Source organism: Streptomyces sp. LE64, assembly GCF_052606915.1.
Genome location: NZ_CP199708.1, coordinates 5,047,367 through 5,061,129, shown reverse-complemented (window position 1 = coordinate 5,061,129; position 13,763 = coordinate 5,047,367). Strand labels below are relative to the sequence as shown.

Annotated in this window: 8 protein-coding genes; 1 reads left to right on the top strand and 7 read right to left on the bottom strand. The window is 74.2% G+C overall.

The genetic code is table 11. From position 1 onward, the window contains the following. Positions 1-29 precede the first annotated feature (29 nt). The 7 genes from ispG to ACSMX9_RS22945 all read right to left on the bottom strand — a co-directional run bounded on the left by ispG (position 30) and on the right by ACSMX9_RS22945 (position 11,679). Positions 30-1,187, bottom strand: coding sequence for a flavodoxin-dependent (E)-4-hydroxy-3-methylbut-2-enyl-diphosphate synthase (gene ispG, locus ACSMX9_RS22975; protein ID WP_445396568.1), 1,158 nt, complete (start codon positions 1,185-1,187; stop codon positions 30-32). Between the two features lie 153 nt (positions 1,188-1,340). Further along, positions 1,341-2,642: a M50 family metallopeptidase gene (locus ACSMX9_RS22970; RefSeq protein ID WP_445396566.1), complete on the bottom strand. Its 1,302-nt coding sequence runs from the start codon at positions 2,640-2,642 to the stop codon at positions 1,341-1,343. Further along, positions 2,639-3,916, bottom strand: a complete 1,278-nt coding sequence (gene dxr / locus ACSMX9_RS22965; RefSeq protein ID WP_445396564.1) for a 1-deoxy-D-xylulose-5-phosphate reductoisomerase — start codon at positions 3,914-3,916, stop codon at positions 2,639-2,641. Before dxr ends, ACSMX9_RS22970 begins: the two co-directional genes overlap by 4 nt. A 98-nt stretch (positions 3,917-4,014) precedes the next feature. Continuing rightward, positions 4,015-5,952 (bottom strand): acyl-CoA dehydrogenase family protein, encoded by a 1,938-nt coding sequence (locus tag ACSMX9_RS22960; protein ID WP_445396562.1) that lies wholly within the window; start codon positions 5,950-5,952, stop codon positions 4,015-4,017. A 240-nt stretch (positions 5,953-6,192) separates the two neighbouring features. After that, complete coding sequence (locus ACSMX9_RS22955; protein WP_445396560.1) at positions 6,193-7,638, bottom strand: aldehyde dehydrogenase family protein; 1,446 nt, start codon at positions 7,636-7,638, stop codon at positions 6,193-6,195. A gap of 145 nt (positions 7,639-7,783) precedes the next feature. Continuing rightward, entirely contained in the window at positions 7,784-9,388 is a 1,605-nt protein-coding gene (locus ACSMX9_RS22950; RefSeq protein ID WP_445396558.1) for a PucR family transcriptional regulator, read from the bottom strand. Positions 9,389-9,486: 98 nt separating this feature from the next. Then, on the bottom strand, positions 9,487-11,679 hold the full coding sequence (locus tag ACSMX9_RS22945; protein WP_445396556.1) for an ATP-binding protein: 2,193 nt from the start codon (positions 11,677-11,679) through the stop codon (positions 9,487-9,489). A 369-nt stretch (positions 11,680-12,048) separates the two neighbouring features. On the opposite strand from ACSMX9_RS22945, the gene gabT reads away from it, so the two are divergent. Further along, positions 12,049-13,383, top strand: coding sequence for a 4-aminobutyrate--2-oxoglutarate transaminase (gene gabT, locus ACSMX9_RS22940; protein WP_351246572.1), 1,335 nt, complete (start codon positions 12,049-12,051; stop codon positions 13,381-13,383). Positions 13,384-13,763: the final 380 nt, after the last annotated feature.

Below are 13,763 nucleotides of genomic sequence, written 5' to 3'. Positions count from 1 at the left end.
CCCCGCCCCCGGGGAACGGGTCGCACGGCTCAGCCGGCGACCGCGACCGTCGGCTCGCCGGAGGGGACGCCGTCCTTCTCCATCTGCTCGGCGATCTTCATGGCCTCGTCGATCAGGGTCTCCACGATCTGGGACTCCGGGACGGTCTTGATGACCTCGCCCTTCACGAAGATCTGGCCCTTGCCGTTGCCGGAGGCCACGCCGAGGTCGGCCTCGCGGGCCTCACCGGGACCGTTCACCACACAGCCCATCACGGCGACCCGCAGCGGGACCTCCATGCCCTCCAGACCGGCGGTGACCTCCTCGGCGAGCTTGTAGACGTCCACCTGGGCGCGTCCGCACGAGGGGCAGGAGACGATCTCCAGCCTGCGCTGGCGCAGGTTGAGCGACTCCAGGATCTGGATGCCGACCTTGATCTCCTCGGCCGGCGGTGCGGAGAGCGAGACCCGGATGGTGTCGCCGATGCCCTCGGCGAGCAGGGCGCCGAACGCGACGGCCGACTTGATGGTGCCCTGGAAGGCCGGACCCGCCTCGGTGACGCCCAGGTGCAGGGGGTAGTCGCACTGGGCGGCGAGCTGCCGGTAGGCGTTCACCATGACCACGGGGTCGTTGTGCTTGACGGAGATCTTGATGTCGTGGAAGCCGTGCTCCTCGAAGAGCGACGCCTCCCACAGGGCGGACTCGACGAGGGCCTCGGGGGTCGCCTTGCCGTACTTCTGGAGCAGCCGACGGTCCAGGGAGCCGGCGTTGACGCCGATCCGGATGGGGGTGCCGGCGTCACCGGCCGCCTTGGCGATCTCCTTGACCTTGTCGTCGAACTGCTTGATGTTGCCCGGGTTCACCCGGACCGCCGCGCAGCCGGCGTCGATCGCCGCGAAGACGTACTTCGGCTGGAAGTGGATGTCCGCGATGACCGGAATCTGTGACTTCCGGGCGATGACGGAGAGCGCGTCGGCGTCGTCCTGGGTGGGACAGGCGACCCGGACGATCTGGCAGCCGGACGCCGTCAACTCGGCGATCTGCTGGAGCGTGGCCCCGATGTCGGAGGTGCGCGTGGTCGTCATGGACTGCACCGAAACCGGCGCCTCGCCGCCCACGGCAACGGTCCCGACCTGGATCTGCCGGCTTTTCCGGCGCTCGGCGAGCTTGATCGGAACGGACGGCATGCCGAGCGAAATCGCAGTCATCTGCTGTGCAACCCCAAGGTGTGGATCGAGGTCCCGTCATCAGCGGGCTCCGTTTCCGAGATTACGGTACGCCCGCCGTGCCAAGCACATCGCGCCACCGCGCGAGTGGGCGGCCGGACACCTGTGCCGTCCGACCGCCCGTTGACGCGTGGGTCAGGAGATCCTGACGGGGTTCACCAGGTCCGCGATCAGCACGAGGATCGTGAAGCACACGAACACGCCGGCCACCACGTAGGCGACGGGCATCAGCTTGGCGACGTCGAACGGACCGGGATCGGGCCGCTTGAACACCCGGGCGGTGGTCCGCCGTACGGACTCCCACAGCGCGCCGGCGATGTGCCCGCCGTCCAGCGGCAGCAGCGGCAGCATGTTGAACAGGAACAGCGAGAGGTTGAAGCCCGCGACCAGGAACAGCATCATCGCCACCTGGTTCTCCGGGGGGATGTCGAGGTTCAGCACCTCGCCGCCCACCCGGGCCGCGCCCACCACGCCCATCGGGGAGTCCGCCTCGCGGGGCCCGTCGCCGAAGGCCGCGTCCCACAGCGCCGGCACCTTGGAGGGCAGGGCCACCAGCGACTCCACGCCGCTGACCATCATGTCGCCCATCCGGTCCACGGACTGGGTGAAGGACTGCTCCACGATGCCGCTGGCCGGGGTGAAGCCGAGGAAGCCGGCGGTCACGTACTCGCCCTCGACGTAGCCGCCCTCGCCGTCCGTCTTGCCCACCTGGTTCTCGATCAGGGTGGCCTTCAGCTCGACGGGCCGCCCGTCGCGCTCCACGGTGAGAGTGGCCGGGCCCACCGTGTCGCGGATGCGCGACTGGAGCGTGGACCAGTCGTCGACCGGCACCCCGTCGAAGGCGACGATCTTGTCGCGGGGCTCCAGCCCCGCCTGCTTGGCCGGGGCCGCCGGGTCGCCCGCCGCGCACTTGCTGCGGTTCTCGCTCTGTTGGATCACGCAGTCGGAGACCGCGCCCACGGTGGTGGTCTGCTGCTCGATGCCGAAGGTCATCAGCACCCCGAGGAAGATGGCCACCGCCAGCACCAGGTTCATGAACGGCCCGGCGAACATGACGACGACGCGCTTCCACGGCTTGCGCGTGTAGAACAGGCGCTTCTCGTCGCCCGGCTCCAGCTCCTCGTACGCGGCGGAGCGGGCGTCCTCGATCATGCCGCGCCACGGCGAGGTGGAGCGGGCCTCCACCCGGCCGTCCGCGCCGGGCGGGAACATCCCGATCATGCGGATGTACCCGCCGAGCGGGATCGCCTTGATGCCGTACTCCGTCTCCCCCTTCTTGCGGGACCACAGCGTCGGGCCGAAGCCGACCATGTACTGCGGAACGCGGATGCCGAAGAGCTTGGCGGTCGACAGGTGACCGAGTTCGTGCCACGCGATCGAGATCAGCAGGCCGATGGCGAAGACCACTATCCCGAGAACGGTCATCAGCAGGGTCATGCACGCGCCTCCGCGATCTGCTTCGCTGTGGTGGTCGCCCGGGCCGTCAGCTCACGGGCCCGGGCCCGGGCCCAGGTCTCCGCTTCCAGGACGTCCGTCACCGTGAGGGAAGTTCCCGCGCGGGGGGCGCCGTGCTCGGCGACGACCTCGGTGACCGTCTCCATGATGCCGTTGAAGGGCAGGGCGCCGTTCAGGAACGCGTCCACGCACTCCTCGTTGGCGGCGTTGAAGACCGCCGGGGCCGTACCGCCGAGCGCCCCCACCTGCCGGGCCAGGCCCACCGAGGGGAACGCCTCGGTGTCCAGGGGGAAGAACTCCCAGGTCGAGGCGGTGCTCCAGTCGAAGGCGGGCGCGGCGTCCGGCACCCGGGCCGGCCACCCCAGGCCGATGGCGATGGGGCCGCGCATGTCGGGCGGGGTGGCCTGGGCGAGCGTGGAGCCGTCCGTGAACTCGACCATGGAGTGCACGTACGACTGGGGGTGCACCACCACCTCGATCCGGTCGAACGGGATGTCGTAGAGCAGGTGGGCCTCGATCACCTCCAGGCCCTTGTTGACCAGGGTCGCGGAGTTCACCGTGATGACCGGGCCCATCGCCCAGGTGGGGTGGGCGAGCGCGTCCGCAGGGGTGACGCCCGCCAGTTCGGCCTGGGTGCGGCCCCGGAACGGCCCGCCCGAGGCGGTGACGACCAGCTTGCGGACCTCGGCCCGGGTGCCGGCGGCCAGCGCCTGGAAGAGGGCGGCGTGCTCGGAGTCGACGGGGATGATCTGTCCCGGCTTCGCCAGCGCCTTGACCAGGGGACCGCCGACGATCAGGGACTCCTTGTTGGCGAGCGCCAGGGTGCGCCCCGCCTCCAGGGCGGCCAGGGTCGGGGCCAGCCCGATCGAGCCGGTGATGCCGTTGAGCACGGTGTGGCACGCGGAGGCGGCGAGTTCGGCCGCGGCGGACGGACCGGCGAGGACCGCAGGCAGCGTTCGCCCCGCCCCGTAGCGCACGGTCAGCGCCTCGCGCAGCGCCGGCACCGCGTCCTCGCGGGCCACCGCCACGGTGGCCACGTCGAGTTCGTGGGCCTGTTCGGCGAGGAGCCCCACGTTGCCGCCCGCGGCGGACAGGGCGGTGACCCGGAAGCGGTCGGGGTGGCGTCGGACCAGGTCGATGGCCTGGGTGCCGATCGATCCCGTGGAGCCGAGGATCACGATGTCCCTGCGGCCGTGGTCCGGGCCGGCGTCGAAGACGACGTGCGGGTCTGCGAGGGGGGCGGGGCTGTCGGTCATTCCCCCATTCTTACGGGTCGCGGGGGGTGTGCGTGCCCGGACCCCGGCCGTCGGGCGCCGGGGGCGGATACCGGCCGGGGTCCGGGGGGCGGGGCCGCTCAGGGGACGGGCCGGCGCAGGTCGGGCCGGGTGCCGGCACCCGGGGTGGAGTCCGCGATCCAGGGGCCCTCGCCGCTGGGGTCCACGATCCCGTCCTCCAGCCAGGCGTGGGCGCCGTCCAGCACCGCGCCCAGGAGACGGCGGTCGGAGGCGTCGGCGTTGGTCCACAGCCGGCGGAACAGCTCGTCGGCACGGACCCGGGCCTGTCGGCAGAAGGCGTCGGCGAGCTCGTACGCCTCCCGGCCCCGGTCCCCGCCGGCCCGCAGGTGCTCGGCGCGCACGCAGGCCGCGCTCATCGCGAACAGTTCGGCGCCGATGTCCACGATCCGCCCCAGGAAGCCCTGCTTCTTCTCCAACCGGCCCTGCCAGCGGGACATCCCGTAGAACACCGACCGCGCCAGCCGCCGGGAGGTGCGCTCCACGTACCGCAGGTGGCCGGAGAGGTCGGCGTGGCCGGTGGGGTGGAAGGCCGCGAAGGAGGTGGGGAGCTGCCCCGGGCCGGCGAACAACCCGGGCAGCCAGCGGGCGTAGAAGCCGCCGGCCCGCGCCCCGGCCCGCGCCTTGTCGGGCAGCGAGGTGTCCGGGTCGATCAGGTCGCCGGCGACGGAGAGGTGGGCGTCGACGGCCTCCCGCGCGATCAACAGGTGCATGATCTCGGTGGAGCCCTCGAAGATCCGGTTGATCCGCAGGTCGCGCAGGAGCTGTTCGGCGGGGACGGCCCGCTCCCCGCGGGCGGCCAGCGACTCGGCGGTCTCGTAGCCGCGCCCGCCGCGGATCTGGACCAGGTCGTCGGCCATCCGCCAGGCCATCTCGGAGCCGTACAGCTTGGCGAGGGCGGCCTCGATGCGGATGTCGTTGCGGTTCTCGTCGGCCAACTGGGACGACAGGTCCAGGACGGCCTCCAAGGCGAAGGTGGTCGCGGCGATGAAGGCGATCTTCTCGCCGACCGCCTCGTGCCGGGCGATCGGACCGCCCCACTGCTCACGGACGGACGACCACTCCCGGGCGATTTTCAGGCACCACTTGCCGGCGCCGACGCACATCGCGGGCAGCGAGAGGCGGCCGGTGTTCAGGGTGGTCAGGGCGATCTTCAGACCGGCGCCCTCGGCGCCGATCCGGTGGGCGGCCGGCACCCGCACCCGGTGGAAGCGGGTGACGCCGTTCTCGATGCCCCGCAGTCCCATGAACGCGTTGCGGTTCTCCACGGTGACGCCCTCGCTGGACGCCTCCACCACGAAGGCGGTGATGCCGCCCGGGTGGCCCTCGGACCGCGGCACCCGGGCCATCACCACCAACAGGTCGGCGACCACCCCGTTGGTGGTCCACAGCTTCACCCCGTCCAGGACGTAGTCGTCGCCGTCGGGCACCGCGGCGGTGGCGAGCCGGGCCGGGTCGGAGCCGACGTCGGGTTCGGTGAGCAGGAACGCCGAGATCTCGCCGCGGGCGCAGCGGGGCAGGAACTCCTCGCGCTGTTCCGGGGTGCCGAACAGCTTCAGCGGCTGCGGTACGCCGATCGACTGGTGGGCCGAGAGCAGTGCCCCGATCGCGGGGTTGGCGGTGCCGAGGAGGGCGAGCGCCTTGTTGTAGTACAGCTGGGTGAGGCCGAGGCCGCCGTACCGGGTGTCGATCTTCATGCCGAAGGCGCCGAGTTCGCGGAGCCGGGCGATCGTCCCGTCGGGGATGCGGGCCTCCCGCTCGATGCGGGCGGAGTCGACCTCGTGGGCGCAGAAGTCGCGGAGCCGGGCGAGGAACTGTTCGCCGCGCCGGACGGCGTCCTCGCCGGGGACCGGGTGCGGGTGGATCAGGTCGAGCCGGAAGCGGCCGAGGAAGAGTTCCCGGGCGAAGCTGGGGCCCCGCCAGTCCTGCTCGCGCGCGGCCTCCGCCACCTGGCGGGCCTCGCGGGCGGTGACGGCCGGTCGGGTGGGTGATGCGGTCATGCGGGACACCTCGCCGCGGGTCGGTGGAGCACGGGCACGGGTGCCCGACGCGCACGCGTCGGGCCGTACCCACCGTGCGCCCCGACGGGGCCGGCCGCACGCCCACGGGGCCCGGGCGGGCGTGCGGCGACGGCCGGAGCCCCCGCACGGGGCTCCGGCCGTCGGACCGGACCTCGCCCGTCCGCCGACGGGGTGGGTCCGGTGGGGAGGGGCGGCGTGGGTGGGCCGCCCGGGGTCAGGTCACAGGGCCAGGCCGGTGAGGACCAGGACCCGCTCGTAGGTGTAGTCGTCCATCGCGTAGCGGACGCCCTCGCGGCCGACGCCGGACAGCTTGGCGCCGCCGTAGGGCATCTGGTCGGCACGGTAGGAGGGCACGTCACCGATGATCACGCCGCCGACCTCCAGGGCGCGGTGGGCGCGGAAGGCGGTCTGCACGTCGTGGGTGAAGACGCCGGCCTGGAGTCCGTACTTGGAGGAGTTGACGGCGGCGAAGGCCGCTTCCTCGCCGTCGACCTTCTGGACCAGCAGGACCGGTCCGAAGACCTCTTCGCGGGCGATGGTGACCTGCTCGGGGACCTCGGCGAGGACGGTCGGGGCGTAGCTGGCCCCGTCGCGCTCGCCGCCGGTGAGGACCCGGCCGCCGGCCGCGGCGGCCTCCTCGACCCAGGACCCCACGCGGATGGCCGCGGCCTCGTTGACCAGCGGGCCCACGTCGGTGGCGGCGTCGGAGGGGTCACCGGTGACCTGGGCCTCGACGGCGGCCACGATCCGCGGGACCAGCCGGTCGTAGACGCTGGCGTCGGCGATCACGCGCTGCACCGAGATGCAGGACTGGCCGCCCTGGTAGTTGGAGAAGGTGGCGATGCGCTGGGCGGCCAGGTCGAGGTCGGCGTCGCTGGACCAGTCGGCGAGGACGACCGCGGCGCCGTTGCCGCCCAGCTCCAGGGTGCAGTGCTTGCGCGGCACCGAGTCCATGATCGCGTAGCCGACGGTCTCGGAGCCGGTGAAGGAGATCACCGGCAGCCGCTCGTCCTGGACGAGGGCGGGCATGCGGTCGTTGGGCACCGGGAGGATCGACCAGGAGCCCTCGGGCAGCTCGGTCTCGGCGAGCAGTTCGCCCAGGAGCAGCCCGGAGAGCGGGGTGGCCGGGGCGGGCTTGAGGACGATCGGGACGCCGGCGGCGATGGCCGGGGCGATCTTGTGGGCGCACAGGTTCAGCGGGAAGTTGAACGGGGCGATGCCGAGCACCACGCCCTTGGGGAAGCGGCGGGTGAGCGCCAGCCGTCCCTGGCCGCCGGCGTCGGTGTCGAGGCGCTGGGCCTCGCCGCCGTTGAAGCGGCGGGCCTCCTCGGCGGCGAAGCGGAAGACGGAGGCGGCGCGGCCGACCTCGCCGCGGGCCCACTTGACGGGCTTGCCGTTCTCCGCGGAGATGAGCCGTGCGATCTCCTCGGTGCGCTCGACGAGCCGCTCCGAGACGTGCAGCAGGGCCGCGGCGCGGGTGTGGGCGGGGGTGGCGGCGAACCGCTCCAGGGAGGAGTGGGCCGCGGAGACGGCCTCCTCGACCTGGGCCTCGGTGGGCACGCTCACGGTGCCGACCGGGCGGCCGTCCCACGGGGAGGTGACGTCGAAGGTGCTGTCGCCGGTGGCCGGCCGGCCGGCCAGCCAGAAGGCGTGGGTGGAGGTCATGTCCGGAGTCCGGCCCTTCCCTGTCGGGGTGCGGTGTCGCTCCCCACGGTAGGGCGCGGCACCCGGCGGGTCGTTTGTCCGCCGCGTATGAAGCGGAATCCGTCGCACACCACTTCGTCGCAACCGCGCTCGCGGGCGGGGCCGGTCAGTCGGACGCTTCGGTGGCCTTGAGCGCCAGCCACAGCTCGGCGCGGACGTCGGGGTCGTCGAGGGAGCGGCCCAGGATCTCCTCGACCCGCCGCATCCGGTAGCGCAGGGTGTGGCGGTGCACCCCGAGGTCGGCCGCGGCGGCGTCCCACTGGCCGTGTCGGGAGAGCCAGGCGTGCAGCGAGGCGACGAGGTCGCCCCGGCCGGTGGCGTCGTGGGCCCGCAGGCCGCGCAGCAGCCCTTCGGCGAACGCCCGCACCGCGTCGTCGGAGAGCAGGGCCGCCAGCGTCCCGGTGGTCATCTCGTCGAACGCGACCCGCTCCCGGCCGAGCCGGCGGGCGACGGCCAGGGCCCGTTCGGCCTGTCGGTGGGCCTCCACCGCTCCGGCGGGGCCGGTGGGCGCGGACACCCCGGCGACCGGGCGCCCCTCCGTGGAGCCGGTCGGTCCGTCCTCCTCTCCGGGGCCGTCCGGAGGGGAGCCGTCGGCGCGGGCGACGCAGGCCGCGGCGGCGGCCCCGCCGTCGACGACGAGCAGGACCAGTCGGTGTTCCTCCGGGACGACCAGCACGGTCTCCCCGACCCGGGCGGCCGCGGTCTCCACGTCCTCGGAGAGCGTGGAGAGCCCGGCGGACGCCGCGGGCCCGGGCGGGGCGGGCTCCGGCGGGGTGTCCGGTTCGACGAGGACGATACGGAACGGGGCGTCCAGCAGGGCCCCGTACAGGTCCCCGGCGACCGCCCGGGCGTGCTCGGGCTCCCCGGCGAGCAGCATCCGCCAGACGGCCGCCCCGATCCGCTGCTCGGCGGCGTGCAGGGCCCGGGAGCGTTCGGTGGTGAGGGTGAGCAGGGCGATCGCCGCGTGGACGGCGTACCGGTCGGCGGTGCCGAGCGGGGCTGCGGTGCCCACGGCGAGGGCCGGGCGGGGGCCGCGGCCGGTGCCCAGGGCGTGCAGTTCCACCCGGTCCCCGGCGCCCTCCACGACCGCGCTGGCGGTGGCGGTGCCCTGGCGCAGGCGTTCCACCTCGGGGCTGAGCCGGCCGGCCCGGCGGACGGCCCAGGCGGGGGCGGTGGCGGCGGGCGCACCGGTGGCGTCGTAGAGCGCGGCCCAGCCGTCGACCTGGGCGGCGAGGGAGGCGAGGACGCCCTCGGGGCCGTCGGCGAGGGCCCGCCGGGTGAGTTCGCGCTGGGCCGCGAACCCGGCGGTGACGGCGCGGTACTGCTCGCGGGCGTTGGCCTCGGACACCGCCTTGCTGATGGCGATGAACGGGGTGCGCCGGGGTACGGCGAGCAGCGGGAAGCGGGCGGTGCGGGCCGCGTCGACGAGGGCCTCGGGGATGTCGTCGTAGTGGACGCCGAGGGCGAAGCCGAGGCCGACGACCCCGGCGCGGGCCAGTCGGCGCACGTACCGGCGCATTTCGTCGGGGTCCTCCGCGTCCAGCTTCAACGCGGTGATCAGCAGCAGCTCGCCGCCCTCCAGGTAGGGCACCGGGTCGGCGAGTTCGCTGACGTGGGCCCAGCGGACCGGGGCGTCCAACCGGTCCGCGCCGGCGCGGACGGTGAGCCGGAGCGCCGAGTGCTGGACGAGGGAGGCGAGGGTGAGGGACATGGGACCTTCAAGCGGCGGCGTCGCCCGCGCGAGGGGCGGGCGGGCGCCCGCCGTGACGGGACGGTCACCCTCGATTCTGCCTCACCGCGGCGACGGGCTCATCTGCGCAGGTCCACCAGGAGCGGGGGGGCGTGCTCCCCGCGGACGGTGGTCAGGGAGAGCACCGCGTGCCCCGGGGGGACGGCGTGGGCGAGTTCGGAGGCGGACCAGCGTTCGCGTTCCACCTGCCGGACGGTGACCGCACGGGCGGTCGGGGCCCGGCCGGTGATCACCCGCCGCAGGGCGTGGGCGCCCTTGCCGAGCGGGGTCTCGGCGATGATCTGGCGGTCGGTGACGTCCCGGGCCTCGGTCCACTCCTTCCCCCAGACCTCGGCGAAGTCCTGGCCGTCCCAGGGGGTGAGCCCGGAGAGGGCCATCCGGCAACCGATCGCGCCGAGCAGCGGGCCCCGCAGCGGGCGGGGCACGTCGTCGAGGGTGCGCAGGGTGAGGACCACGCCGGCGTGCGCGGAGCGCAGCCGTTGGAGGGCGCGCACGGCCTCGGGGGTGACCGCACCGGTGGCGTCGTCGAGGACGAGGCAGGCGAACAGGGAACGGTCCTCGCGGGCGGCGACGGCGGCGGTGAACTGGGCGAGCACCAAGCGGGCGATGATCTGCGAGGCGTCGGCGTGGCCGCGCTGCGGCAGGTCGATGCGCACCCGCACCGGATGGTCGAGGGCGCGCAAGGAGAACGGCCGGCCCTCGCCCCGGGTGTCGAAGAAGGAAGCGAAGGCGGGCCGGTCCAACAGCGCGATCCGGTCGGCGAGGGTGCCGCCCACGTCCCCCGGATGGGCCGTCTGGCGTTCCCGGGCGTCCAGTTCCCGCAGCATCGCCTCCTGCCCGGCGGCGGTCAGCGCACGGCGCAGCTCGGCGAGCGGGCCGGGGGCGCCGTCCAGCAGTCCGCGCAGTTCGGGCACGGCGGGGAAGCGGCCGTGGACGGCACGGAACGGGCCGAGCAGTTGGGCCAGGACGGTGGTGGCCCGGCGGGTGTCTCCGCCGGAGTGCGGTGCGGCGAGGTCGCCGACGAGGGCTTCGGCGAGCACCGCGGCGGCCTCGTCGGGATCGGTGGTGCCGCCGTAGAGGTCGAGGTCGTGGACGGAGTCGGGCTGGCCGACGCGGATCACCACGTCGTAGGCGTCAATGGCGCCCAGCCCGGCGCCCGCGCCCCCGACCACCACCACGGCGGCCCGGCCGGCCAGCGCCTGGAGGCACAGCGACTCGGCGACCGGCCACACCAGGTGGCCGGTCTTGCCGGCACCGGCGGGGCCGACGGCGAGCAGGGAGGTGCCGAGCAGGTCGGTGCCGAGGCCGAGGCCGACGCCGCGGAAGCGGTACGGGTTGCGGGGGTCGTCGGCCGCGGTGCCGATCCTGACCTGTCCGGTGAGCAGGTCGTGGCGGGCGGCCCGGCCGGGCAGGTCGCGGACGCCGGAGGGGTGCGGGCAGGCGGCGGCACCGCGTTGCGCGACGGCGGCGGAGAAGTCGGCCATGCCGTGCCGGCCGCCGCGCACCCCCTGCCAGGCGCGGGCGATCCGGGCGTGGTCCACGTCGCGCATCAGTCCGGCCCGCGCGTCGGCGGCGAGCCGGTCGGCGGCCCCGGTGAGTCCGGCCTCCCGCAACTGCGGCCACTGGGCGGGGTCCTCCTCGGCGGTGGCCGGGGCGGCGCCGGGCGCGGGCGCGGGACGCCGCAGCCGGGGGACGACGTAGCGGCGCCCGATCTCCGCCCACCGGCCCAGCCGGGCCACGGCGGCCAGGATGCCGCCGCCGACCAGCAGGTAGTACGCGGTGGAGGCGACGAATCCGGCCCGCTCCTCGTCGACGGTGCTCGGCAGGCTCCACGCCTCCGGCGTGAGCGCGTAGTAGGGCCACATCCAGTAGTCGCCGAGGTATCCGTTCCACAGCAGCGACCAGAACAGCCAGCCCACCAGGAGGGCGATCAGCGCTCCGGTGAAGAGTTGCCGGGCGGGCGTCAGTTCGGGTTCCTCGTCGGGGCGGGGCACGTGGCCGTACCGCCACACGCCGGGGGGCGCCTCGGGGCGGGGGGTGCGCAGCCAGCGCAGGAAGGCGCCGCCGTCCGGGGGCGGCGGCGGGCCGGCCGGGGCGGGGGTGGTACCGGGCGCGGCGCTCGGGCGCGGCGGCACCGGGGGCCGCGCGGGCGGGCCGGCGGGGGCCGGCGGGGTCGGATGCGGCAGTGGTGCCGCGTGCGTGCCGCGGGCGTCCTGTGCGGTCTCGCCGCCGTCGTGTCCGTCGCGATTCATGGACCCTCTGCCCCCTGCGCCTGCCGGTCCCCTGCGTTCCGGGCGTCAATCTAGTGCCCCGGCGGGGGCACTTCACCGCTCACCGCGCCCGCGGGGAGCCCGTGCGAGGTGTCCGACGCGCCCCGGCGGGCGGGTCGGGGCAGTATGTCCATGGCGGACAAACGCCCGCTCGAACAACTCCCCGGTGGAGCATGCCCACCTTCCCACACCGGCCCTAGCCTGCGAAGGACACCCCGAAGAACCCCGGGAATCCCCCGCCCACCGGCCCGTACGCCCGGTGCGGAACAGGTGGCCGATCGGGTCGCGCCGCGCGGCCCGGGCACGGCACCGCCGCCCCCGTGCGCCCGTGACACCCCACAGGAGCCCGCCATGACCGCACTGCCGCAGGAGCGCCGCGTCGTCACCGCCATTCCCGGCCCGAAGTCCCAGGAACTGCAGGCCCGGCGCACCGCCGTGGTCGCGGCGGGCGTGGGCTCCACGCTCCCGGTGTTCACTGCCCGGGCCGGTGGCGGCATCATCGAGGACGTCGACGGCAACCGGCTGATCGACTTCGGTTCCGGCATCGCCGTGACCAGCGTGGGCGCCTCCGCCGAGGCCGTGGTGCGCCGGGCCTCGGCCCAGCTCGCCGACTTCACGCACACCTGTTTCATGGTCACGCCCTACGAGGGGTACGTGGCCGTGGCGGAGGCGCTCGCCGAGCTGACCCCGGGCGACCACGCGAAGAAGTCCGCCCTGTTCAACTCGGGCGCCGAGGCCGTGGAGAACGCCGTCAAGATCGCCCGGGCGTACACCAAGCGCCAGGCGGTGGTGGTCTTCGACCACGGCTACCACGGCCGGACCAACCTGACGATGGCGCTGACCGCGAAGAACATGCCGTACAAGAACGGCTTCGGCCCGTTCGCCCCCGAGGTGTACCGGGTGCCGGTGGCCTACGCGTACCGCTGGCCGACCGGCCCGGAGAACGCCGGCCCGGAGGCCGCGGCCGAGGCCGTCGACCGGATCACCAAGCAGATCGGCGCCGACAACGTCGCGGCGATCATCATCGAGCCGGTGCTCGGCGAGGGCGGCTTCATCGAGCCGGCGAAGGGCTTCCTGCCGGCGATCCGCGCGTTCGCCGCCGAGAACGGCATCGTGTTCGTGGCGGACGAGATCCAGTCCGGCTTCTGCCGCACCGGCCAGTGGTTCGCCTGTGAGGACGAGGGCATCGTCCCGGACCTGATCACCACCGCGAAGGGCATCGCCGGCGGACTGCCGCTGGCCGCCGTGACCGGCCGCGCCGAGATCATGGACGCCGCGCACGCGGGCGGCCTCGGCGGCACCTACGGCGGCAACCCGGTGGCGTGCGCGGGTGCGCTCGGCGCGATCGAGACGATGAAGGAGCTGGACCTCAACGCGCGGGCCCGGCGCATCGAGGAGGTCATGAAGGCCCGGCTGACCGCGATGGCCGAGAAGTTCGAGGTCATCGGCGAGGTCCGCGGACGCGGTGCGATGATCGCGATCGAGCTGGTCAAGGACCGCACCACCAAGGAGCCGCACGCCGAGGCCACCGCCGCCCTGGCGAAGGCGTGCCACGCGCAGGGCCTGCTCGTGCTGACCTGCGGCACCTACGGCAACGTGCTGCGGTTCCTGCCGCCGCTGGTCATCGGCGAGGACCTGCTGAACGAGGGCCTCGACATCATCGAGGACGCGTTCGGCCGCATCTGACGGTCGGGCCCGCCCCGAACCGCACCCGGTGGCGGGGGCGCGCGAGGCGCTCCCCCGCCACCCGTCGCAGAGGCTGTGAAGAAGCTGTGCGGGGCCCATGTCGGGGTACCGTTCGCGCTGTCCCGGCGGCATTCCCTGACGTAGGTTCGGCGGCAGATGAGCGAAACACCCCGTCCGGGGCGGTCCCCGGACGAGTCCGGTCCTCGGCTTCCCCGGTCGGGTGCCGGTGGTGGCTTCGCCCGTTCCCCCGGAGCCCCTGGCCCCGGAACTCCTCACCGACCGGCCGACCGACCGCCCCGCATCTCCCGGGGCCCGCGGTCCGCCGGTCCCCCCGGCCGCCTCGGAACCACCCCCCCTGTTCCGAGGCGGCCGTACGCGTT